This window comes from Halorussus sp. AFM4 (assembly GCF_051194995.1).
Taxonomy (GTDB): Archaea; Halobacteriota; Halobacteria; order Halobacteriales; family Haladaptataceae; genus Halorussus.
The window spans coordinates 1,028,992-1,051,041 of record NZ_JBNTJT010000001.1 but is presented as its reverse complement, the minus strand read 5'-3'; the positions used below and the strand labels follow the sequence as shown (position 1 = coordinate 1,051,041).

27 protein-coding genes are annotated in these 22,050 nt (G+C 67.0%); 17 read left to right on the top strand and 10 right to left on the bottom strand.

Annotated elements, in window-relative coordinates; translation table 11 throughout:
* Position 1 precedes the first annotated feature (1 nt).
* Genes ACQUQF_RS05465 through ACQUQF_RS05450 form a run of 4 tightly spaced genes read left to right on the top strand, consistent with a single transcriptional unit; the run spans position 2 to position 1,726 of the window.
* Positions 2-382, top strand: a complete 381-nt coding sequence (locus ACQUQF_RS05465; RefSeq protein ID WP_435176555.1) for a PIN domain-containing protein — start codon at positions 2-4, stop codon at positions 380-382.
* A gap of 1 nt (position 383) precedes the next feature.
* Entirely contained in the window at positions 384-956 is a 573-nt protein-coding gene (locus ACQUQF_RS05460; protein ID WP_137284470.1) for a DNA-directed RNA polymerase, read from the top strand.
* Between the two features lie 2 nt (positions 957-958).
* Entirely contained in the window at positions 959-1,156 is a 198-nt protein-coding gene (gene spt4 / locus ACQUQF_RS05455; RefSeq protein ID WP_435176552.1) for a transcription elongation factor subunit Spt4, read from the top strand.
* Between the two features lie 48 nt (positions 1,157-1,204).
* Positions 1,205-1,726: a GTP-dependent dephospho-CoA kinase family protein gene (locus tag ACQUQF_RS05450; protein ID WP_435177607.1), complete on the top strand. Its 522-nt coding sequence runs from the start codon at positions 1,205-1,207 to the stop codon at positions 1,724-1,726.
* 70 nt (positions 1,727-1,796) lie between these two features.
* Here ACQUQF_RS05450 and ACQUQF_RS05445 read toward each other — a convergent pair whose 3' ends face one another.
* Both ACQUQF_RS05445 and ACQUQF_RS05440 read right to left on the bottom strand, forming a co-directional pair.
* On the bottom strand, positions 1,797-2,201 hold the full coding sequence (locus ACQUQF_RS05445; RefSeq protein WP_435176550.1) for a type II toxin-antitoxin system VapC family toxin: 405 nt from the start codon (positions 2,199-2,201) through the stop codon (positions 1,797-1,799).
* Positions 2,198-2,431, bottom strand: a complete 234-nt coding sequence (locus tag ACQUQF_RS05440; RefSeq protein WP_435176548.1) for an antitoxin VapB family protein — start codon at positions 2,429-2,431, stop codon at positions 2,198-2,200. The genes ACQUQF_RS05445 and ACQUQF_RS05440 overlap by 4 nt, the downstream gene beginning before the upstream one ends.
* 220 nt (positions 2,432-2,651) lie before the next feature.
* Between ACQUQF_RS05440 and ACQUQF_RS05435 the strand changes: the two genes are divergently transcribed.
* From ACQUQF_RS05435 to glmS, 9 genes are all read left to right on the top strand, one after another.
* On the top strand, positions 2,652-2,975 hold the full coding sequence (locus ACQUQF_RS05435; RefSeq protein WP_435176546.1) for a 30S ribosomal protein S24e: 324 nt from the start codon (positions 2,652-2,654) through the stop codon (positions 2,973-2,975).
* Entirely contained in the window at positions 2,975-3,109 is a 135-nt protein-coding gene (locus ACQUQF_RS05430; RefSeq protein WP_435176542.1) for a 30S ribosomal protein S27ae, read from the top strand. The genes ACQUQF_RS05435 and ACQUQF_RS05430 overlap by 1 nt, the downstream gene beginning before the upstream one ends.
* Positions 3,110-3,112: 3 nt before the next feature.
* On the top strand, positions 3,113-4,738 hold the full coding sequence (locus ACQUQF_RS05425; RefSeq protein ID WP_435176540.1) for a bifunctional N(6)-L-threonylcarbamoyladenine synthase/serine/threonine protein kinase: 1,626 nt from the start codon (positions 3,113-3,115) through the stop codon (positions 4,736-4,738).
* 286 nt (positions 4,739-5,024) lie between these two features.
* Positions 5,025-5,300 (top strand): DUF5808 domain-containing protein, encoded by a 276-nt coding sequence (locus tag ACQUQF_RS05420; RefSeq protein WP_435176538.1) that lies wholly within the window; start codon positions 5,025-5,027, stop codon positions 5,298-5,300.
* A 438-nt stretch (positions 5,301-5,738) separates the two neighbouring features.
* Entirely contained in the window at positions 5,739-6,623 is an 885-nt protein-coding gene (locus ACQUQF_RS05415) for an undecaprenyl-diphosphate phosphatase (RefSeq protein ID WP_435176536.1), read from the top strand.
* Between the two features lie 9 nt (positions 6,624-6,632).
* Entirely contained in the window at positions 6,633-6,851 is a 219-nt protein-coding gene (locus ACQUQF_RS05410) for a hypothetical protein (protein WP_435176534.1), read from the top strand.
* 103 nt (positions 6,852-6,954) lie between these two features.
* Positions 6,955-8,157, top strand: coding sequence for a sugar phosphate nucleotidyltransferase (locus ACQUQF_RS05405; protein WP_435176532.1), 1,203 nt, complete (start codon positions 6,955-6,957; stop codon positions 8,155-8,157).
* On the top strand, positions 8,158-8,325 hold the full coding sequence (locus ACQUQF_RS05400; RefSeq protein WP_435176530.1) for a hypothetical protein: 168 nt from the start codon (positions 8,158-8,160) through the stop codon (positions 8,323-8,325). It abuts the gene before it with no gap.
* Positions 8,325-10,115 carry a glutamine--fructose-6-phosphate transaminase (isomerizing) gene (gene glmS, locus ACQUQF_RS05395; RefSeq protein ID WP_435176528.1) on the top strand — a complete coding sequence of 597 codons (1,791 nt, stop codon included), beginning with the start codon at positions 8,325-8,327 and terminating at the stop codon, positions 10,113-10,115. Before ACQUQF_RS05400 ends, glmS begins: the two co-directional genes overlap by 1 nt.
* Before the next feature lie 102 nt (positions 10,116-10,217).
* Here the strand turns inward: glmS and ACQUQF_RS05390 are convergent, their stop codons facing one another.
* Complete coding sequence (locus ACQUQF_RS05390) at positions 10,218-10,523, bottom strand: hypothetical protein (protein WP_435176526.1); 306 nt, start codon at positions 10,521-10,523, stop codon at positions 10,218-10,220.
* A gap of 368 nt (positions 10,524-10,891) precedes the next feature.
* Here ACQUQF_RS05390 and ACQUQF_RS05385 point away from each other — a divergent pair, with 368 nt between their 5' ends.
* A complete protein-coding gene (locus ACQUQF_RS05385) occupies positions 10,892-11,824 on the top strand; it encodes a TatD family hydrolase (RefSeq protein ID WP_435176524.1) in 933 nt (310 codons plus the stop codon).
* Positions 11,825-11,854: 30 nt separating this feature from the next.
* Here the strand turns inward: ACQUQF_RS05385 and ACQUQF_RS05380 are convergent, their stop codons facing one another.
* Positions 11,855-13,123 (bottom strand): amidohydrolase, encoded by a 1,269-nt coding sequence (locus ACQUQF_RS05380; RefSeq protein ID WP_435176522.1) that lies wholly within the window; start codon positions 13,121-13,123, stop codon positions 11,855-11,857.
* 95 nt (positions 13,124-13,218) lie between these two features.
* Between ACQUQF_RS05380 and ACQUQF_RS05375 the strand changes: the two genes are divergently transcribed.
* Complete coding sequence (locus ACQUQF_RS05375) at positions 13,219-14,016, top strand: SDR family oxidoreductase (RefSeq protein ID WP_435176520.1); 798 nt, start codon at positions 13,219-13,221, stop codon at positions 14,014-14,016.
* An 86-nt stretch (positions 14,017-14,102) separates the two neighbouring features.
* On the opposite strand, the gene ACQUQF_RS05370 is transcribed toward ACQUQF_RS05375, so the two are convergent.
* The 4 genes from ACQUQF_RS05370 to ACQUQF_RS05355 all read right to left on the bottom strand — a co-directional run bounded on the left by ACQUQF_RS05370 (position 14,103) and on the right by ACQUQF_RS05355 (position 19,344).
* The gene (locus ACQUQF_RS05370; protein WP_435176518.1) at positions 14,103-15,473 is read right to left on the bottom strand and encodes an extracellular solute-binding protein; all 1,371 of its coding nucleotides are present in this window, start codon (positions 15,471-15,473) and stop codon (positions 14,103-14,105) included.
* Between the two features lie 291 nt (positions 15,474-15,764).
* On the bottom strand, positions 15,765-16,955 hold the full coding sequence (locus ACQUQF_RS05365) for a CaiB/BaiF CoA transferase family protein (RefSeq protein WP_435176516.1): 1,191 nt from the start codon (positions 16,953-16,955) through the stop codon (positions 15,765-15,767).
* 1 nt (position 16,956) lies between these two features.
* Positions 16,957-17,742 carry an enoyl-CoA hydratase/isomerase family protein gene (locus tag ACQUQF_RS05360; RefSeq protein ID WP_435176514.1) on the bottom strand — a complete coding sequence of 262 codons (786 nt, stop codon included), beginning with the start codon at positions 17,740-17,742 and terminating at the stop codon, positions 16,957-16,959.
* A gap of 90 nt (positions 17,743-17,832) precedes the next feature.
* Positions 17,833-19,344, bottom strand: coding sequence for an amidase (locus ACQUQF_RS05355; RefSeq protein ID WP_435176512.1), 1,512 nt, complete (start codon positions 19,342-19,344; stop codon positions 17,833-17,835).
* Positions 19,345-19,532: 188 nt separating this feature from the next.
* Between ACQUQF_RS05355 and ACQUQF_RS05350 the strand changes: the two genes are divergently transcribed.
* Entirely contained in the window at positions 19,533-20,660 is a 1,128-nt protein-coding gene (locus ACQUQF_RS05350; RefSeq protein ID WP_435176510.1) for a mandelate racemase/muconate lactonizing enzyme family protein, read from the top strand.
* A gap of 62 nt (positions 20,661-20,722) precedes the next feature.
* Positions 20,723-21,304 carry a carboxymuconolactone decarboxylase family protein gene (locus tag ACQUQF_RS05345; RefSeq protein WP_435176509.1) on the top strand — a complete coding sequence of 194 codons (582 nt, stop codon included), beginning with the start codon at positions 20,723-20,725 and terminating at the stop codon, positions 21,302-21,304.
* A 79-nt stretch (positions 21,305-21,383) separates the two neighbouring features.
* Here the strand turns inward: ACQUQF_RS05345 and ACQUQF_RS05340 are convergent, their stop codons facing one another.
* Entirely contained in the window at positions 21,384-21,779 is a 396-nt protein-coding gene (locus ACQUQF_RS05340; protein WP_435176507.1) for a PIN domain-containing protein, read from the bottom strand.
* Positions 21,776-22,009, bottom strand: a complete 234-nt coding sequence (locus ACQUQF_RS05335) for an antitoxin VapB family protein (RefSeq protein WP_435176505.1) — start codon at positions 22,007-22,009, stop codon at positions 21,776-21,778. The genes ACQUQF_RS05340 and ACQUQF_RS05335 overlap by 4 nt, the downstream gene beginning before the upstream one ends.
* Positions 22,010-22,050: the final 41 nt, after the last annotated feature.

Sequence of the window (22,050 nt, the reverse complement as noted above, 5' to 3'; positions counted from 1 at the left end):
CATGGCCGCCACGGTCGCCGCCGACACCAGCGCGCTCATGATGCCGGTCGAAGCCGACGTGCGGCTCTTCGAGGAGCTGGAGCGGCTGCTCGGGGAGTTCGACTGCGCCGTCCCGCGGGCGGTCCGCGACGAGCTCTCGACGCTCGCCGACGGCAACGGCGCCGAGGCGGTCGCGGCCAGCGTGGGCGCGGACCTGGCGGCCGAGCGGTGTCGGACGGTCGACCACGACGCATCGTACGCCGACGACGCGCTGGTCGAACTCGCCCCCGAGTTCGACTACGTCGTCACGAACGACCGGCCCCTCAAGCGGCGCCTGCTCGACGCGGGCGCACCGGTAATTCATATAAGGGGTCGGAACAAACTCGCAATCAGTAAACCATAGCATGTACAAACGGGTCAGACTCAAGGATACGGTCGAGGTTCCCCCGGAGCACCTCGCAGACGTGACGCCGAATCTCGTGAAGAAGCTGCTGCAGGACAAGCTGGAGGGCCGGATGGACGAGGACGTGGGCAGCGTCGTCAGCGTCGTGAACGTCCACGACATCGGCGACGGCGCGGTCCTGCCGAACCGGCCCGGCGTCTACTACGAGGCCGAGTTCGACGCGGTCACCTTCGATCCCCAGATGCAGGAGGTCGTCGACGGCGAGATCGTGGAGGTCGTCAACTTCGGCGCCTTCGTCGGCATCGGGCCGGTCGACGGCCTGCTCCACGTCTCCCAGATATCGGACGAGTACCTCGCCTACGACGAGGAGGGCCAGATGCTCGCGTCCCGGGAGTCGAACCGCACGCTCGGCGTCGGCGACTCGGTCCGGGCGCGCATCGTCACCAAGAGCATCGACGAGCGCAACCCCCGCGAGAGCAAGATCGGGCTCACCGCCAAGCAGGTCGGCCTCGGCAAGCACGGCTGGCTGAAGGAGGAGCGCGAGAAGCGGCAGGCCACCACAGAGAGTGAGTGACCATGGCCGGTGACCGCCTCGCCTGTCGCGAATGCCACGCCGTGGTCGAGCCCGACGAGGACACCTGTCCCATCTGCGGGTCGACCAGTCTCACCGAGGACTGGGCCGGCTACGTCATCATCGCCCACCCCGACGAGAGCCAGATCGCCGAGGAGATGGAAGTGACGAAGCCGGGCAAGTATGCACTGAAGGTGCGGTAACGCCGGAGCGCGACCGTGAGCGACGTTCTGGTCTCGCTGCCCGACGCGATGCGCGGGGAGCTCAAGGAGCCGATGGGACCGATCTTCACCGACGCCGAGCGCCTGCTGGCCGAGGCGGGCGACGGCCCCCTCGTCGCGGTGGGCGACGTGGTGACCTACCACCTCGAACGCGCCGGTGTCGTCCCCGACGTGGCCGTGGTCGACGGCCTGACCAAGCGGGAGGAAGTCGACGACGACGTCGCCGAGGGCGTGGCCCGCCTCGGCGGCGAGGCCCGCGAGGTCCGCGTCGAGAACCCGGCGGCGTCCGTCTCGCGCGAGCTCGCCGCGGCGCTCCGCGAGGCCCTCGCCGACCCCGAACCGACGATCCTCGTCGTGGACGGCGAGGAGGACCTCGTGGCGCTGCCCGCCATCGCGGCGGCGCCGCCCGGCGCGAGCGTGGTCTACGGCCAGCCCGACGAGGGGATGGTGCTCGCGGCCGTGACCGGGGAGTCGAAGGAACGGATGCGGGACCTGCTGGGCCGGATGGACGGCGACACCGAGGCGCTGTTCGAGATTCTGGAGATCGACTGAGACTGCGGGGCTCCGTCGACTTCCTCAGGACGCTGTATCGGACACGCCGTGATTTCTGGTCGGGGGAACATCAGGACCGGATGACGTCTACGTCCAGCAGTTGTTGGACGAATCGATTCTCGAAATCGCCCTTGTCGTACGTGACGAACGTCGCTCCGAGGTCGCTGGCGTGGGACGCGATCAGCAGGTCGCGCATCTGTAGCGTCTTGTCCTGTTTTCGCAGGTTGGCCTCTACGCTCGCTGCTTTCAGACCGGCACTCTCGTCGAACGGCTCGATTCCGTCCAGTACCTTGCCCAACCAGGTGCGGACCTGCTGGCCGTTCTGTCGACGCTTGGCGGGTCTGAAGAACTCGAACAACACCAGCGAGGAGGTCACGAACTGTTCCTCGGCGTGGGTCTGAAGGTACGGCACGACCTCGTCCTTCGCCGCCGGATTCCCCCACTTCGCCAGCACGTTCGTATCTAACAGTTTCATTCGTCGGCTCCCGATTCCATCTCGAGCGACTCGCGTACGTCTTCCGACGACTCCTCGACCTCACGGGCAAACTCGGTGCCCAGGCCGCCGGCGAGCTCCGCGATTCGTTCCTCGGTGTCCGCCGACTCGGTCAACCTGAGTACGACGTCGCTGAAACTCTCGCCCTCCCGCTTCGCTTCCTTGAGTCGGTCGTACGCCTCGTCCTTGAGCGAAATCGTCGTCGTTCCCATGCATGCATATCGTACATGCATAGCCGAGTAGCTTTCGGGGTCACCGGTACGGCTTGCTCACGTCCATCGAACCGTGACCAGGCACGGACCTCCGACCGAGTCCCCATCGAATCGCCGACCGACTCGGAAAACGGTCGCTCGAACTGTGACCCGCCAGTTGTTTACTTCGAAATCCTTTTACAGCGCTCACGGCCAATTAGACAGTAACTGAGCGATACACATGGAAGTCGAAATCCTCTCAGAGGAGCAGAATCCCATGCTCCACCGGTCCGAAGTGCGGTTCCAGATCGTGCACGACGACGCGACCCCCTCGCGGCTCTCGGTCCGCGACAGCCTCGCGGCCAAGCTCGACAAGGACTCCAGCGAGGTCGTGGTCCACGAGATGAACACCAAGTTCGGGATGCGCAAGACCGTCGGCTACGCGAAGGTCTACGACAGCCCCGAGGCGGCCCGCGACGTCGAGCAGGACTACATGCTCGAGCGCAACAAAATCTCCGCCGAGGCCGACGCGGAGACCGAGGCCGAACCCGAGGAGGCCGAATAATGGCGCGCAACGAGTACTACGACGACGACGGCACGACCGACAAGGAGACCTGCACCCGGTGCGGCGACGCGTTCCTCGCCGACCACGGCGACCGCCTCCACTGCGGGCGCTGTGGCTACACCGAGTGGAAGTAGCGAATGCGAGTCCTCGGCATCGAGGGCACCGCGTGGGCCGCGAGCGCCGCGGTCTACGACACTGACGACGACCCCGACTCCGATTCCGAGTCGCACTCGGAAGCTCGTCGGACTGCGTCCGACGGCGTTTTTATCGAGACCGACGCCTACCAGCCCGAGAGCGGCGGCATCCACCCGCGCGAGGCCGCCGAGCACATGAGCGACGCGATCCCCCGGGTGATCGAGACCGCGCTCGACGCGGCCGACGGCCCCATCGACGCGGTCGCCTTCTCGCGCGGGCCCGGGCTCGGCCCCTGCCTGCGGACGGTCGGCACCGCGGCCCGGGCGCTGGCCCAGACGCTCGACGTCCCGTTGGTCGGCGTCAACCACATGGTGGCCCACCTCGAGATCGGCCGCCGGCAGTCGGGCTTCGACTCGCCGGTCTGCCTGAACGCCTCGGGCGCGAACGCCCACGTGCTGGGCTACCGCAACGGCCGGTACCGGGTGCTCGGCGAGACGATGGACACCGGCGTCGGCAACGCCATCGACAAGTTCACCCGCCACGTCGGGTGGTCCCACCCCGGCGGCCCGAAGGTCGAGGAGGCCGCCGAGGACGGCGAGTACGTCGACCTCCCGTACGTGGTGAAGGGGATGGACTTCTCGTTCTCGGGCATCATGAGCGCCGCCAAGGACGCCTATGATGATGGAACACCGGTCGAGGACGTCTGCTACGCGCTCCAGGAGAACGTCTTCGCGATGCTCACGGAGGTCGCCGAGCGCGCCCTGTCGCTGACCGGCAGCGACGAGCTGGTGCTGGGCGGCGGCGTCGGCCAGAACGCGCGCCTCCGGGAGATGCTCGCGGCGATGTGCGAGCAGCGCGGCGCCGAGTTCTACGCGCCCGACGCCCGCTTCCTCCGGGACAACGCCGGGATGATCGCGGTGCTCGGCGCCCAGATGGCCCGGGCGGGCGACACCATCGCGGTCGAGGAGTCGGCGGTCGACCCGGACTTCCGGCCCGACCAGGTGCCGGTCACCTGGCGCGCCGACGAGGAGTCGGTCGACGCGTGGCGAGCGGAGGACAGCGAGATCAAGGGCGCGGAGGCCACCGTCGACGTCGGCGACGAGCGCGTGACGAAGCGCCGCGTGCCCAAGAGCTATCGCCATCCGGGCCTCGACGACCGGCTCCGCCGCGACCGGACCGTCCTCGAAGCGCGCCTGACCAGCGAGGCCCGCCGCCACGGCGTGCCGACGCCGGTGGTCTACGACGTCGACCCGGAGGAGGGGACGCTGGTCTTCGAGCGCGTGGGCGAGGCCGACCTCCGGGACCGACTCGACGCCGACCGCGTGCGCGACGTGGCCCGCCACCTCGCGGCCGTCCACGGCGCGGGGTTCGTCCACGGCGACCCCACGACCCGGAACGTCCGAGTCGACGCCGACCGGACCTACCTCATCGACTTCGGCCTGGGCTACTACACCGACGACGACGAGGACTACGCGATGGATCTCCACGTCTTCGGCCAGAGCCTCGCCGGAACGTCGGACGACGCCGACGCGCTCCGGCGGGAGTTCGAGGACGCTTACGGAGAGGCGGGCGACGAGACGGTCCTCGACAGGCTACAGGAGGTCGAGGGCCGCGGGCGGTATCAGTGACCGTCGGTCGGTGGAGACTCACTGACAAAACGACTTGGCGCGCGCTGGCGTGCCCTCGTGGCACGCCAGTGCGTGCGAGGGCCGAGCGAGTGCAGCGAGCGAGGAGGTTGGGGAGGTGTGAGGCTCGCGGTTGCGGGGCTGTGCGGGACAGAGGTGACGGCAGTAGCTAGCGGCATGTTCTTCTAGATGTAGCCCTTTTTCCGACAACCTCGAAACCCGCTCCTGTCGTGGTTCACTTCACCCAGTAGCCAAAGCACTTTATTCCTCTCCGACGTATTCGCCTCACATGGCAGACAAACCCAGCACCGGCGAACTGTTCGGCATGCCGTACAACTTCGAGCGTCCGAGCATCGGGCGGATGATCTCCTCGTACTGGAAACCCGACGAGGGGATGCTGGTCGAGAAGCCCTTCGGCATCGGCTACACGCTCAACCTCGCCAACTGGCGGTCGTGGATCGTGCTGGCGGTCGCCGGCGCGCTGCTCTGGCACGAGCGCAAGGGCCAGCAGCAGCGGATGGCCGAACAGGAGGGCCCGGTCGAGGTCGTCGTCGACGACGACTGAGGGAAGTAGAAGAAATTCTCGTCAGTTCTGACGTCGTCGATTCCGTTTAGCGGCTTCCACTTTCTGGCGGCCGTTTGGCCGGGACTACGGAAACTGTAGATTCGGTGTTGATCTCGAAAGCCCCCGCCCGGTCGCGGTCGCTGGCCGACATATCCTCGGCTCACCGTCGCTTCGCTCGGTTCGGCGAAAGACGGTCCTGCTCGCTACGCTGCGCAGGCTGCGACTTCCGAGGTCACGCTCGCTCCGCTCGCGTGACCGCCTCGGATAGGGGTCGACCAGACGACCACGCCCTTCGGGCGCGACCGGGCGGCCCCTTTCAGTCCCACCCGGTGGTCTGCCCGACCGAGCTCACTTACGACGGTTAGCCGTTGGAGCACCAATTCCGTCCACGCGCCCGACTTCCGAGCAGTTTTAACCCCGCGCGAACGCCCATCGGACATGAACCGGTCCGCGCTCGTCGCCGTCGTCGCCGGGGCGCTGCAGGGCGTCTTCGAGTGGCTGCCCATCTCCAGCGAGGGCAACATCACCGTCTTCCTGACCGCGATGGGTTCCTCGCCCGAGGCGGCGGTCCAGTTCTCGCTGTTCCTCCACGCCGGCACCGCGCTGTCGGCCGCGGTCTACTACCGCGACGAACTCCGGGACGTCCTGGGCGCGCTGCCCGACTGGCGGCCAGGCAGGGCCTTCGACCCCGCGGGACCGACCGCGGCGGGTGCAGGCGTCGGCAGCGGAACCAACGCCGCCCCGGCCGAGACGCGCGACGAAGTGCCCACCCTCTCGTTCCTCGGGGTCGCGACGCTGGTCTCCGGGGTCGTGGGCATCGCGGCCTACGCCACGCTGGAGACGGTCGTCTCGGCGCTGACCGGCGGCGCGTTCGTCGCGCTGATCGGCCTGCTGCTCGTGCTGACGGGCGTCCTCCAGCGGGTCGCCGACGGCTTCGAGTTCGGCGGCCGGGCGTCGCCGGACCTCGTCGACGCCGTGCTGGTCGGCGCGCTCCAGGGCCTGGCCATCCTGCCGGGCGTCTCGCGGTCGGGCACCACCGCCTCGGCGCTGCTGTTCCGCGGCCACGACGGCCCCTCCTCGTTCCGACTCTCGTTCCTCCTGTCGATCCCGGCCGCGCTCGGCGCCGGCGTCCTCGTCCTGCTCGACACCGGAATCCCGGAGGTCGCGCCGACCGCTGCCGCGCTCGCGCTCGCCACCGCCGCGGTCGTCGGCTTCCTGACCATCGACGCGCTGATGCGGGTGGTCGAGCGCGTCCCGTTCTGGGGCGTCTGCGTCGGCCTGGGCGCGCTGGCGATGGTGGGCGGCGCGGCGCTGGCGATTTAGGTGGTCGGAGTGCGACGATACTACGTCGAGGACCGGGGCGGCGAGCAGTACCGGTGCCGATGGGACCGCCATCCGAAGACGGACGCGCCCCGGACGCATTTCCACCCGCCACCCGACGCCGGAGCTGCCGAGGACTCGCCGCTCGGCACCCACCATCTCGACGTGCTGTTCGCGATTCTCGACTGGGTCAGCGAGCGCGTCGAGCACCTGCACGAGACTGCGGGGTGAAACCGGTCGTCGTCATCGTGTACTCCGACAACGTGTCCATCCACCGGCGCCCGCCGTCGAAGGAAGCCGAAAATTGATACGCCCACTGACCGATGTCTCACCCATGACTGTTCGCGCCGCCGTCGTGCTGGCAGCGGGCGAGGGGACCCGCCTGCGACCGCTGACCCGCAATCGCCCGAAGCCGATGCTTCCCGCCGCCGATAGGCCGATACTCGAACACGTCTTCGACGCGCTCATCGGAGCGGGCGTCGAGCGCCTCCACGTCGTCGTCGGCTACAAGCGCGACCGGGTCCAGGACCACTTCGGCCCGACATACCGGAACGTCCCCGTCAACTACGTCGCCCAGGACAAGCAGCTCGGGAGCGGCCACGCCCTCCTGCAGGCCCGCGAGGCGGTCGCCGACGAGGACGGCTTCCTCGTGGTCAACGGCGACCAGGTCATCGAGCGCCGGATGGTCGCCGACGTGCTCGACGCCTTCGAGGACGACGACGGCAGCGCGACCCTGGCGGTCACCGAGCAGGCCGACGTCTCCCACTACGGCGCGGTCGTGATGGACGGCGACCGGGTGGTCGAGCTGGTCGAGAAGCCCGACACCGACGACTACCGCCTGCTCAACGCCGGCGTGTACGCCTTCAGCCCCTCCATCTTCGACGCCATCGAGGAGACGCCCCGCGTCCAGGGCGAGCTCGCGCTGACCGACACGCTGGTCGGCCTGCTCGACCGCGAGATGGTGGTCCGGGGCGTCGTCACCGAGGAGCTCTGGGAAGACGCCACCTATCCCTGGGACCTGCTCGACGTCTCCCGGGACCTGCTGCTCCACGGCCGGGTGACCGAACCCGAACGCGAGGAGTCGGTCTGGGTCGCCGACAGCGCGACCATCCACGAGGACGCCACCCTCCAGGGGCCGGTCGTGGTCGGGCCCGACACCGAGGTCCGCCCCGGCGCGGTCGTGGGTCCCTACGCCGCGCTCGGCCGGAACGCGACCGTCGGCGCGAACGCCGTGGTCACGCGGTCGGTGCTCGACACCGACGCCCGGGTCGGCCCCAACTCGACCCTGATCGACTGCGTGACCGGCCAGGGCGTCGCGCTGGGCGCGGACGTCACGGTCTCGGGCGGGCCGGGCGACGTCCGCGTCGGCGACACCGTCTACGAGGACCAGCGACTCGGCGCGGTGCTGGCCGACCGCGTCCGGGCCGACGGCGACGTGAGCGTCGCGCCGGGGACGCTGGTCGGGCCGAGCGCCCACCTCCGGACGGGCGTGACCGTTTCCGAAAATATAAACGAGCACGCCGAGGTGTTCCGGTGAGTGACCGTGACAACCGCTGACGCGACCTGGGTGGCTGCCGGTGCGACTGGGGTGATTGCCGACGATATCGGCGTGACCGCCGATGCACCCGGGGTGCCTACCGGAGCGACCGGGACGGCCGAAACTGCGAAGAGGACGAGTGACGACGTACGTGAGGTGACAGACTGATGTGCGGCATCATCGGCTGTGCCGGCCGGGGCGACGACACCCTCGACGTCCTGCTGTCGGGGCTGGAGGGCCTGGAGTACCGGGGCTACGACTCGGCGGGGGTCGCCCTGGCGAACGGCGACCTCTCGGTCTGCAAGCGCGAGGGCGAGATCCAGCGGCTCCAGCAGGCGGTGGGCAGCGACCTCGACGGGCCGGTCGGCATCGGCCACACGCGCTGGAGCACCCACGGGCCACCTAGCGACCAGAACGCACACCCGCACACCGACTGCGCGGGCGACGTCGCCGTGGTCCACAACGGCATCGTCGAGAACTACGCCGACCTCCGGGCGGAGCTGACAGACCGCGGCCACGAGTTCGAGAGCGAGACCGACACCGAGGTCGTTCCGCACCTCATCGAGGAGGAACTGGCAGACGGCAAGGACTTCGAGGACGCCTTCCGCGCGGCGGTCGGCCGACTGGAGGGCAGCTACGCGCTGGCCGCGGTGACGCGGGGGTCGGAGGCCATCCTCGCGACCCGCCGGGACTCGCCACTTGTCGTCGGCGTCGGCGACGACGCGGCGTACCTCGCGAGCGACGTGCCTGCCTTCCTCGACTACACCGACCGGGTGGTGTACCTGGAGGACGGCGAGTTCGCCCGGCTGGAGTCGGGGTCGTGGACCGTCACCGACGCCGAGGGCCGACTGCTCGAGAAGTCGGTCTCCCGCGTCGAGTGGGACGCCGAGGAGACCGCCAAGAGCGGCTACGACCACTACATGCTCAAGGAGATCCACGAGCAGCCCCGCGCGCTCCGGAAGTGCCTCCGCGGCCGCGTCGACGAGCTCACGGGGACCGTGGACGTCGAGTCGCTGGCGGGCCTGAATCCGTCGTCGGTCCAGTTCGTCGCCTGCGGGACAAGCTATCACGCCGCGCTGTTCGGCGCGCAGGCGTTGCGGGAGGCAGGCGTTCACGCTCAGGCGTTCCTCGCCAGCGAGTACGCGACGTCGCCTGCGCCGGTTACAGACGATACGCTCGTCGTAGGGATTACCCAGAGCGGCGAGACCGCCGACACGCTGGCTGCGCTCCGGGAGGCCCATCGCCGCGGCGTCGAGACGCTGGCGATGACCAACGTCGTGGGCTCGACCGCGGCCCGCGAGTGCGACCGGGAGCTGATGATCCGGGCCGGGCCGGAGATCGGCGTGGCCGCGACCAAGACGTTCTCCTCGCAGGTCGTCGCGGCCAACCTGCTGTCGGCCGCGATCGCGGAGCGCAGTGACGGGCGAGAGGTGGTCGAGGCGCTGCGCGACCTGCCGGGCCAGGTCCAGGAGCTGCTGGATTCCTCGCGGGCCAAGCAGGTCGCCCGGGAGTTCGTGGACAGCGAGGGCTACTTCTTCCTCGGCCGCGGGTACCACCATCCGGTCGCGCTGGAGGGCGCGCTGAAGCTGAAGGAGATCACCTACAAGCACGCCGAGGGCTTCCCCGCGGGCGAGCTCAAGCACGGTCCGCTCGCGCTGGTGACCGAGGAGACGCCCGTGTTCGCCGTGGTGACCGGGGCCGGGGAGAAGGCGACGAAGACCGTCGGGAACGTCAAGGAGGTCGAGGCGCGGGACGCGCCGGTGGTGGCGGTGACCGACGGCGCGTCGGACGTGAAGCGGTACGCCGACGCGGTGCTGGAGGTGCCCGAGACGCATCCACGCGTGGCGCCGGTGCTGGCGAACGTGCAGCTGCAGTTGGTGGCCTACCACGTGGCGGACGAGCTGGGGCGGAGTATCGACAAGCCGCGGAACCTGGCCAAGAGCGTGACGGTGGAGTAAGGGCGCTGTTGGCCTCGTACTATTCTCCGTCGTCGCTGGTGAAGTTCGAGAAAGAAAAACGGACTATCGGCTGCTGCTCGGGGAGCTGTGTCGGACAGGCCGTTAGCTCTCGGCCGACTGCGCTTCGCTGACCTTCATCTCGTCGAGCGTCCGGCCGATCTCGTCGATCTTGTCGTCGAGCTCGTCGACGAACTCCTCCGTCTGCTCGGTGGTGATGGCGCCCTGGCTCGTCGGGTCGATGAGGCTCTCCTCCTCGAGGACGCGCAGCGAGTACCGGACCTTGTGGTGGGGGTAGCCGGTCTCGTTGGACATCTTCACGATGCCGATCGGCTCGTTCTCGATGACCATCTGCAGCACCTCCAGGTGCCGTTCCAGCATATCGACTTCTTCCTCCAGTCGGTCGATCATGGCATGGGGTAACTGGTCCTAGTCGCTTTTAGGGGTGTTGTTATCTGGCCGGGGCCTCGCTGTCGTACCGTGATTTCGTTATGTAACTATCCGATTCCCGAATCTAGTTTGGCTGCATGACCGAGATCGAATATACCGATATCGTAGGGTCGATTCGGACGAAATCGGACGCCATGGATGAAAAGCGGCCCATGGAATGCGTGTAGGCTGATAACTTAATTGCAACTCTTCTAGCACCGAGCGTTGACTAGTCCGATGGGTGTCCCGGACTCCGCCGAAGGCGGAAACCGCCCCACAAGTACAAATCGAGACGGGCCGCTTGTACGACTATGTCAAGGGGGCCCACACAGCGATCGCTAGGAATCGACTTGAACGACCACGACGACGAGCAGTCCACCGGTGTGACGAGTACGCCGTGGGTCGACATCCATCAGCACACGCAGACGCTCTCGTGGAACGAACAGCACAAGTACGACCTGACCGGATGCGAGGCGGTCGTGATGATAGCCCACAACCCCCATTGGAGTCCGTACCGCCCCGTTTCGGCCGACGATGTCCGCTTTCTCTGGGATTCGGCGCTGAAGTGGGCCGATTACCTCGACCGGAAGCACGTCTTCGACACCTACGTCGCGATCGGGATTCACACCCTCGCCCGCGTCGACGGCTGGGACGAACTCATCGACGTCCTGCCGGCGTACCTCGAGCTGGACAAGGTGGTGGCCGTGGGGGAGACCGGTATCGAGCCGGTCCAGTACACGTCCCGGTGGCCCATCGAGGACCAGAAGACGGTCGTCGGTGCGCAGATGGAACTGGCCGCCGAGACCGGCCTTCCAGTCGTGACCCATACCCCTTCGAAGAAGGCGGGCGCCGAGACCGGTACGGAGGGCTGGAGCGGGCTCGACCTCACTGAACCCGACACCTCGGTCGACTACTCCGAGCCGAAACCGGAGTGCGTCGAGATCGACATTCAGCTCGCAGACCGGGCCGGTCTCCCCCACGAGCAACTCGTCATCGATCACGCTACGTCCGACATCGTGGAGTTGGTGATGGAGAGCACCGACGCCTATCTCGGATTCAGTGTGAGTTCGCCGCTCAAAGGAGTCACCGCCGAGGACATCGCCGACGTCGTGCAGGAGTACGGCCCCGAGCGCGTGATCGTCGACAGCGACATGATGGGATATCGGTACAGCGACGTCTTCTGCATCCCAGAGACCGTCATCGACCTTCACAACCTCGGACTGAGCGAGGAAACCATTCGCACGATCGTCTACGATAACCCCCGCGAAGTCCTGGGTCTCTGATTCCGATATCCAATGATTCCTTGAGGGACGTCACGCCACGTTTCGAATTGCTTCGGTGAGTACCTCTACACCGAGGTCGAGCGCGTCCTCGTCAATGTCGAACTTCGCGGTGTGATGACCGTCGGGGTTGCTGGCGCCGACGAGAACGTAGGTCCCCTCACCGCCGTTCTGCTGGACTCGCCTGATGAGGTTGGCGGCGTCGTCGCTCGCGCCCATCCGGTCGCGACGAACCGCCGCGTCGACGTCGGGATGCTGTCGCGCGGCCTTCGCGACGGCGTCTACCGGCCGCTCGTCGGCCTCGAACGAATCGGCCCAGCCGCACCTGTCGACGTCGTACTCGGTTCCGTACATCGTTGCGGCGGCGTCGACGACTCGCTTCGCCCGGTCGACCATCCAGTCCCGTATTTCGGTTGTCTCCCCGCGCACCTCGACGCGCATCTCGGCGCGGTCGGCCACGACGTTCTGCGGGTTCGGCGAACGCACCCGTCCGACGTTCACACGCGTCGCGCCGTCGCCGTGACGAGGGACGGCGTAGAGGCCCTGTATCGCCGTTACTGCCGCCAGCAACGCGTTATTCCCGTCTTGCGGCGCGTGTCCGGCGTGGCTGGGGGTCCCCTCGTACGTCACGTCGAAGCGACCGTTCGCGAGCGGTCGGTCGAAGCCGGCGATCACGGTTCCGGTCTCGCGTCCGAAGCCGAGGTGGAGCGCGAACAGGTAATCGACGTCTGCGAGGTGGTCGGTCCGGCTCATCGCGAGGCCGCCGCGGCTTCCCTCTTCGGCCGGCTGGAAGAACAGTCTGAGTGTCCCGTCGAAGTCGTCGGTCTCCTCGAACGCGCGGGCGACGCCGAGGCCTATCGCCGTGTGTCCGTCGTGCCCGCAGGCGTGCATCGTCCCCGGATACTCGCTGGCGAATCCCTCCCGGGCGGGCCTGTGTTCGTCGCTTGTTGCCTCGGTGATCTCCAACGCGTCCATGTCGACCCTGACGCCCACGACCGGTCCGGCCGGGTCGAACGTTTTCTCCGCCACGCCCCCCGTAACCCCGTCCATCGCGTCGAGGTACGCCTCGGTCGCGCCCTGGTCCCGTGCTCGGTCAGCGGCGGCGCGTAGGTCGCGGTCTTCGGGTACTCCGAGGCGGGATCCGACGTCGAGCGCGTTCGGACCGAGGTGGACTTCGTAGCCCCGGTCGTCGAGTTCGGCCGCAACGAGTGCGGTCGTCCGGAACTCGCACCATCCCGTTTCGGGGCGGCGGTGGAGGTCCCGACGTACCTCGCGTATCGTCATCTCGTTCGTCCGCGCCATGACCGGATTTCACGCTGGCACCGCAAAATTATTCGCACGTATTTCATTTGCGAGATGTTACCAAGGTATTTGCCGGTACGTGTGGACATGCCGGCATGGAGTTGGAACTCGACGGAACGCGTGCACTCGTCACGGCAGCGAGCCAGGGTCTCGGACGGGCCTCGGCGGAGCGGTTGGCCGCAGAAGGCGCGACCGTCGCCATCACGTCTCGAAGTCGGGAGAATCTCGAAGAGGCCCGCGAGGAGATCGTGTCGAACGCGGGTGCCGATAGCGATTCCGTCATCGTCCGGGAGTGTGACCTGACGGACGAGGACTCGATCGACGAAGGAGTGTCCGCCGCCGTCGACGAACTCGGTGGGCTGGACGCGCTCGTGACCAACCACGGCGGACCGCCCCAGAGCGACTTCGAGTCCGCGACGCTCTCGGACCTCGACGAGACGTATCATTCAGTCCTGCGGAGCACGTTCCAGGTGATTCAGACCGCGCTTCCCGCGCTCCGCGACGGCGGCGGGAGTATCACGAACGTCGTGTCTGCCTCGGCGCGCGAACCACCGAAGAACCACCTGTTGTCGAACACCATTCGCCCGGGTATCTACGGGCTTTCGAAGACCCTCTCCCGGGAGTACGCTGACGACGGGATTCGGGTCAACTGCGTCTGTCCGCGGGCGGTGATGACCGAGCGCATCGAGAACCTCAATCGAACCGAGGCCGAACGCGACGGCATCTCGGTGGAAGAGGCCCAGCAACGTCGCGTGGAGGAACTCGCGATGGACCGTCCCGGCGACCCGGCGGAGTTCGGCCGGGCGGTCGCGTTCCTTGCGTCCGACGCCGCGAGTTTCACGACCGGCGAGTCGCTGCTCGTCGACGGCGGGTGGACGCGGAGCGCCTTCTGATGCTAGATCCAGGAAGACGAATGTCCGCAGTGACGCGATAAACACTCTCGACTCGCGGTGACGCGGTGAACTGCCGCCGATGGGCGTCAGCGACGCCCGTGTTCGGCCAGCACCGAGTTGATCTCTTGGGCGGCCCAGTCGGTCGCCCGGTCGACGCTCCAGTCCTGGGTCATGATGCGCTGGTACATCTGGGCGGGAATGTCGTAGGTGATCGCGGTTCCGCCGGGAACAGCGGGCACCGTGGCCTGCTCGAACTCGTTCAGCGTCTTCAGGCCGGCGCCGCGCCAGATGCTCTTGTGGAGGTCGGTCTTTCCGAACCAGTCGTTGTTCCTGATTACTTCGGGGTTCGCCGGAATGATGCCGAGCTTCTGGGCGTTGCCGAGGACGTTCTGCTCCTGGGTCGCCCACCAGTCCACGAACTCGGCGGCAGCGTCGAGTTCCTGCTGGTTCGAGAAGGCGTCGTCGATGAACCCGATGGAGACGTACCACGAGAGCGTCGACTTCGTGCCGCCGTTGTGCGGCACGGAGACCACGTACTCCCCGTTCTTCATGGCCTGAGGCTGCTGCTCGCGGTAACTCGACCAGATGTCCGCGATGTCCTGCAACTGGTTCTCCCCGACCTTCCCGGCGAACTGGAGCGACGTCACCTCTTCGTCGCCCTGGTTGACGGCGTTGTTGTGGAAGTACCCCTGGTCGATGAAGTCGACCTGCATCTGGATGGCGTCGCGGGCCGCCTTGGAGTTCACCGTCGCTTCCGTCCCGTCTTCGCTCACGACGCCGGTGAGCGACCCGCCGAACTGCGAGATGTACATCTCGGCGTACTCGGCGTCGCTCTGCTTCATCCCGGTAGCGGACGGGAAGTAACCCTTCTGCCCGCCGAGGTCGGTCTGCTTCAGCCGGTCGTAGATCCCCGGAAGGTCGTTCCGGTAGTGCTTGCTTCCGCTGGTATAATCGACCTCCTCGCGCGCAATCCCGGCCTGTTCGAGCCAGTCCATCCGCCAGATCGGGAAGTGCGGTCGGATACCGAGCGGCCACCCCATTATCTTCCGGTTGCCGGTCAGTTGGTTCCCCCACACCCGCATCGGTTCGAGAATCTTGTCCGAGACCTTCTCGTCCGTCTTGCTACCCTTGAACAAGCTTTCGATTGGTCGTCCCACCCCGCTGAGGACCTCCGGGTTCGTCTGCAAATCCACGAGGTGCGGCAGGTCACCAGCCGCGCTCGCCGCCTGGAACTGCTTCGCGAAATCGCTGTACGCCACGCCGGTGACGTTGATCGAGAGGTCGAACTCCTCCTCTGCCCGCTTCACGAGGTTCATGGTGTACTCTCGCTGGGTCTCGCTCTCCGTGATGTACCCCAGCCACATCTCGAGCTGGGTCGGCTGAGCGCGTTCGGTGTATCCGGCGAGACCGCCAAGCGTCACCGCCCCCGCAGTTCTCAGGACGTTCCGTCGGTTCACGTGCCTCCTCCCCCCGTCTTTGGCATTCTCTACCATGATACCGATGCACACCGCTACCTGCATTAAAAATTCCCGTCGTATACGTTGACTACATTGGAAAAATATCTCGGGAACACAGTGAGGGATAGTCACTCAGAAGTGTTATATATCTATACTGTCCGCCGAATCGCATGTTAAGACTAGGAATTGTGGCTGAAACAAGTTCATTGGCGCTCGGCATTACCCATCGGACTTCGGCGAACGGTCTTCGGTATCTCGCGTCGGCGATCGGTGTCGAGCGGTGGTCATCGCTCAGTGCTCGCCGAAGGCGCCGTCCTCGCGCCACTCGTCGAGGGTGGTCTGGTCGCCGCTCACCTCCCGGAACACCTCGTCAGTGTGTTGCCCGAGAGTCGGGGCCGGGTCGCGGATTCCTACTCGGTCGTGGTCGGGGAACCGGATAGGGAATCCCGGGAGGACGCATTCGCCCCACTCGGGGTCCTCGTGTTCGACGACCAGGTCCCTGGCCCGGGCCTGATCGTGTTCGACCACGTCGGCCACGTCGTTGACCGGCCCGTTCGGGAAGCCGTGTTCGGTGAGCCGCTCCAGCCAGTGCTCGGTCGGGTGCTGCTCGAACTCCGCCTGGACCGCGTCGATTACCTCCTCCTCGTGCTCGCGGCGCTGGTCGTTGGTCCGGTATTGGCGGAGCTCCTCGCGCCCCAGCATATCCACGAAGTCGTCCCACCGGTCGTCGCTCGGCACGCCGGTCACGACCTGGCCGTCCGCGGTCTCGAACAGCTGGTAGGGGACGACCGTCTGGTGGCTCGTCCCCTGCGGGCCGGGCACCTCACCGGTCATCGAGTAGTTCGTGGGGTATTCGTTCAGCAGCGTCGCGATGGCGTCGAACAGGCCCACGTCGAACTCGCCGCCGCGGGCGTCGGCGTCGTCACGCCCGCGTTCGTGCAGACGTGTGAGGACGCCGATGGCGGCGAACATTCCGGTCGTGAGGTCGCCGATGGCTTGCCCGACCTTGACTGGCTCGCCGCCCTCCGGGCCGGTCACGCTCATGATGCCGCCCTCGGCCTGGAGGATGAGATCGAGCCCGGGTTTCTCCTTCAGTGGGCCGGTCTTGCCGTACCCCTTGATGGACGCGTAGACGATGTCCTCGTTGAACTCCCGGACGTCGTCGTAGCCGATGCCGAGCTTGTCGGTGACGCCGTACCCGAAGTTCTCGATGAACACGTCGGCGTCGGCCAGCAGGTCACGCGCCGCTTCGACCCCTGCCTCCGATTTCAGGTCGAGCGTGACCGAGCGCTTGTTGCGGTTGTTCGCCATGAAGTAGCCCGACTTGCCCGCCGGCCCGGGCCCCTGGTCGCGGGCCGGGTCGCCCGCACCGGGTCGTTCGATCTTCACGACGTCCGCGCCCATGTCCGCGAGGAGGGCGCCGCAGAACGGCCCCGCTCGGTGCGCCGTCATCTCGACGACGGTGAGGTCGTCCAGCAGCATCTCACTCCCCCACGAACTCGTCGACCAGGCGCCGTCGCTCCTCGCTGGCGAACTGCTCCCACCAGAGTTCCGCCTCGTACGCCCGCGCCGCCTCGGGGTCGGTCGCGTCCGCCGCCCGATTCAGGGACTTCTTCGAGTTCTTGACGGCCAGGCGGCCCGTGTCCTGGATGGCGCCGACGATCCCTTCGACCTCCTCGTCGAGTCCGTCGGCGTCCTCGGCCAGCCGGTTCACGAGGCCGATGCGGTGGGCCTCCCTCCCGTCGACCAGTCCGGCGGTGAAGACGAGTTCCTTCGCCTTGGCCTCTCCGACTAGTTGTACGGCGCGGTGGGTCGCACCGCCGCCGGGTATCTGGCCGATGTCTGTCGTCGGGACGCCGAACTGCGCGTCCTCGGTGGCGACGCGCAGGTCGCAGTACATCGCGAGGATGAGTCCCCCGCCGACGCAGTAGCCGTCGATCTTCGCGACGGTGACGGGGTGGATCTCGCGGGCCTGCTGATAGATGTCGTAGAAGAGCGCCTGCCGGTCCTTCTGGAGCGGGTCGTGCTCTTCAGCGGGGCCGGCGTACTGTTCGATGTCCGCCCCTGCCGAGAACGCCTCGTCGCCCTCGCCCGCGATGACGACCGCGTCGATATCTCGGTCGAGGTCGAGTTCGCTGAACGCCCGCTGGAGGTCGAGGAGCACTTCGGTCGACAGCGCGTTGTGCTTCTCGGGGCGGTGGAGCTCGACGGCGGCAACGCCGTCGTCGACATCTACGGTGATGCTCTCGTACGCGTCGTAGGAAACCATACTGCAGCGACCATGGGCTCGTCAAAAAGATTTTGGGGGACGGTAACTCGTTGCACGAACCTTGGCTGGTCGTGGTCGGGTCCCGATAGGCTACCCGACGACGTCCGCCGTCACCGCGGCGACCCCGAGCAGTCGTCGTTCGTCGAACGGATTGCCGATCAACTGGAGACCCACGGGTAATCCGTCGAGCGTTCCGTTCGGGAGGCTGATCGCCGGCCGCTCGGTCACGTTGGCCGGGATGACGTTCCGTGCGTAGTCGAACCCGGGCTGTCTGGCGTCCTCGACGGTCGGTGCGGTCGAGGGCATCGTCGGCGTCACCAGCGCGTCCGCGGCATCTGCCGCCTCGTCGAACGCGGCCTTGAGCTCGCGGCTCGCGGCCAGCGCACGGGTGTAATGGCGGCCGCCGTGCGCCTCGATGAGCTGCGCACCGGCGAGGAGGCGCGACCGATAGTAGCCGTTCACCTCGGCGCTCGCGGCGCGCGTGGCGCGGGCGAACGACGCCTGAGTATAGGGGTCGACGTGGCCGCCGCGCCGATAGGGCGCCCCGCCGTCGCGCCAGTGGGCCGCGAGTTCCGCGTAACTCCGAACGTGCTTCACGGGACCGGCGAGTTCGAACGCGTCGATGGAGACGCGTCGCACGTCGGCCCCCGCGTCAGCGAGGTGATCGAGGGCGGTCTCGGTTCGTTCCGCGACCCCCTCCTCGACGGGCTGTTCGGCGGCGCCTTCGCCGAGTCCCTCCTCGACCACGGCGAGTGTAACGTCCGTGAGGTCCGGCGGTGACTCTGCGGCCTCGCGGTAGCCGCCGACCCCGTAGTCGTCACGACCGGCCGCCTGCATGCTCGCGGGGTCGGTGCGATCCTTGCCGGCTATCGCGTCGAGTACCCCGGCCGCGTCCGAGACGGAGGTCGCCATCGGACCGACGTGGTCGAGTGTGTAGGTGTTCTCGACCACACCATCGAGGGGGACGAGGCCGTAGGTCGGCTTGAGGCCGACGATACCGCAGTGCGAGGAGGGCATCCGGACGCTGCCGCCGGTGTCGGTCCCGAGGGCGACGTCTACACGTCCGGTGGCGACGGCGATCGCGCTTCCGCCCGAGGAGCCCCCGGGGACGTGGTCCTCGTTGTGGGGGTTGCGCATCTGGCCGTCGGCGGAGACGGCGCGCGAGCCGCCCGCGAACTCGTCGAGGTTCGTCTTGGCGGTGATGGTCGACCCGGCCGCCCGGAGCCGCTCGACGACGGTCGCGTCGGTGGCAGGCACGTTCCCTCGCATCGCCGCCGACCCGCACTGCATTGGGACGCCGGCGACGGCGATGATGTCCTTGACGCCCACCTCGACGCCCGACAGCGCTCCCGAGTGGTCCGGTTTCGGGCCGACCTCGCATTCGACGGCGACCGCGTTGTAGGGGTCGTCGGTCGGTTCCCGCCAGGACCGGGCACCGACGTCGGACGCGTCTCCGTCACCCAGGGGTGCCTCCGCGACGGCGTCGAGCCCCTCCAGGTTCCGTGCGACCTGTGCCTGGACCTCCGCTAACTCCTCGTCGTCGACTTCGACGTCGAAGCGACGCCCCAACTCCCGGAGTTCGGACTCCGATGGGATTCGCATGGGACTGATTCCCCGTCAACAGTGAATAGTTTTGCGTGCTGTTACCGTCTCACGCACTACTTATATTTCCATTCTGTGGCCCTGCGGGGATTCTTTTGGACGTCGATGTCACCCGTCTGAGGGTGGTCGGTTGCGGTAATAAATTCCGCTTTCCGAAGGGCGTTCCTCGGATATAGTGAACAAATAACATGGAAATCACAGGCGTAGAGACCATCGTCCTTGGCAGCGCGGTGGACGCGGCGTCGCTTCCCGCAGAGGTCGACGAGCGGTCGCTCGAGATCAGCTCCGTCGTCGTCCAGGTCGAGACCGACGCGGGCATCACCGGCCTCGGCGAGTCGTTCTATCGGTCGGCGGAGCACAACCGGTTCCTCGCCGAGAGCATCGAGGCCATGGCCGACCACGTCGTCGGCGAGGACCCGCGCGACGTGACCGCGCGGTGGCACGACCTCCACGTCCACGTCAAGCGCGCCGGCGCGTGGGGCGCCCTGAGCGCGCTCGACGAGGCGATGTGGGACATCAAGGGGAAGGACGCCGGCAAACCCGTCTATCAACTCCTCGGCGGCGAGGCGAGTGCGGTCGAGGCGTACGCCACCTTCCCAGTCGAGAAATCGCCCGACGAGCTGGTGGAGTCGGCGCGGTGGCTCGCCGAAAAGGGCTTTCGGGCGATGAAGATCGGCGCCGGGTTCGGCGTCACTGAGGACCGCGAGCGCATCAACACGGTGATGGACGACATCCCGGAGGACTTCGGCCTCGCCATCGACGCGAACACGTCCTACAGCTTCGACGACGCGCTCGCCGTCGCGGAGACGGCGAGTGAACGCGAACTCGAGTGGTTCGAGGAGCCGATCTCTCACAACGACATCGAGGGACAGACGGAGCTGAATCGCCGGGTCCCCGTCCCGATTTCGGGCTACCAGACCCACACGCCCCACTACCCCGCGGTCGACCACCTCCGCGCGAACGCGCTGGAGATCTACCAGCCGTCCCTCGACTACGTCGGCGGCATCACCGGCGCGACGCGGGTCGCGGGACTCGTGGAGGCGTTCAACAAGCGCCTCGTCCCCCACGCGCTCGGCCCGGCCGTCAACTACGCGGCCAGCCTCCACGTCGCCGCGGCGAGTCGGGCCTGCTCGCTGATCGAGTTCGCGGTCCTCGACGAGGACGCCGAGGACCCCGGCGAGTACGTCGCCGGCCCGTACATCGCAAATCCCGAAGCAATCTACGTCCGCGACGGCGGCCGCATTCCGGCCCCCGAGAAGCCAGGGCTCGGCGTCGAACTCGACGAGGACGCCCTCGAAGCCTACCGGCTCGACTGAACCCGGAACGCACCGGTTCACCGCACCCGCACACTTATTCACCAGCGAAGGAATGTCATAGCATGGCACGGATTCCGTACGTCGACCAGGAGGACCTGCCCCCGGACAAGCAGTCGCTGCTCGACACGCTCTCGGACGAGACCGAACCGGACGAGGACAGCGCCCACTCGTTGCGGGGCGGGACCCTGAACGTGTACCGCGCGATGGCGAACGACGTCGACCTCCTGGAGGCGTTCCAGACGTACGGGACGGCCGTGTGGGACGAGAGCGGGTTGACCCCCCACGAGCGGGAGGTCGCGATCCTGTCGGTCGCGTACCACACCGACTCGCGCTACGAGTGGCACCAGCACGTCCGCGTCGCGCTCGACGAGGGGCTGTCGCCCGATGAGATTCGAGCCGTCTCCAGCGAGGAGTGGGACCAGTTGGACCCGGAACTCGCGGCCATCGTCGAGTACGTGCGCGACTTCGTCCAGGGGTCGGTCGACGATGCGGCGCACGAACGGATCAGCGAGCACTACGCGGACGACGTCGTGCTCGGCATCGGGATGCTCGCGGGGACGTATCTCGGCCTCGCGCGGGTGCTCGATGCGCTGGACGTCGAGACCGAGGTCGACTTCGTCGGGTGGGACCTCGAAAACCTCTGAGTTGCTGTTTCGATCGGTGGTGTCCCATCCGGCGCGTTCTAGTGTTCCCGTCTTGTCGAAACAACCGGAACCTTTCCTGTCAGTACGTTTCGACCTCGAGGCCAGGGACTCGCTCGAAGTGGTCGACGTTCTTCGTGAGGACCGGTTCGTCGTGTACGACGCCGGTTGCACCGATGAGCTCGTCACCGGGATCGTTGAGTAGTTGGCCGTCGCTGGCAAGTTGCCCGGCGATTCGCCCCGCTTTGCGAGCGATCTCCGGGGTGATGTCGTAGATTTCTTTCGACGCGAAGACAGCGTCGATGGTATCTTTCTCTTGTTGGGGACTGTCGACGTATTCAACTCCCCAATAGAGCTCGTACAGTGTCATTACTGAGAGCCGTTCGGGGATGCCCTCTCGACTCAGGGCGTCTGCTTTGGCGAGTGCGTCCGGATCTTGGCGAGTCACGTCCTCCACGAAGGAGGTGTCGAGTATCACTCGTCCCACTCCTGTTCGCGACGCTCGGTGTAGGTCTCGTAACTCCGCGTTCGGGCAGTCCGAATCGCCTCGATATCGTCGTCCGCGAAGAGGCCGGCGAGATCACTGATTGGCCGTTCTCTCGCCAGTCGTTCGACCGTCTCCGAGAACGTCTCGTCCTCTCGCTTCCGCTTTTCGAGCGTCTCGTACGCCTCTTCGGTGAGGCGGACGCTCTTGTAGTCGGTCCCCATGTGTATACAGTTGTATACAGAAAAGTATGAATGTTCCCCCT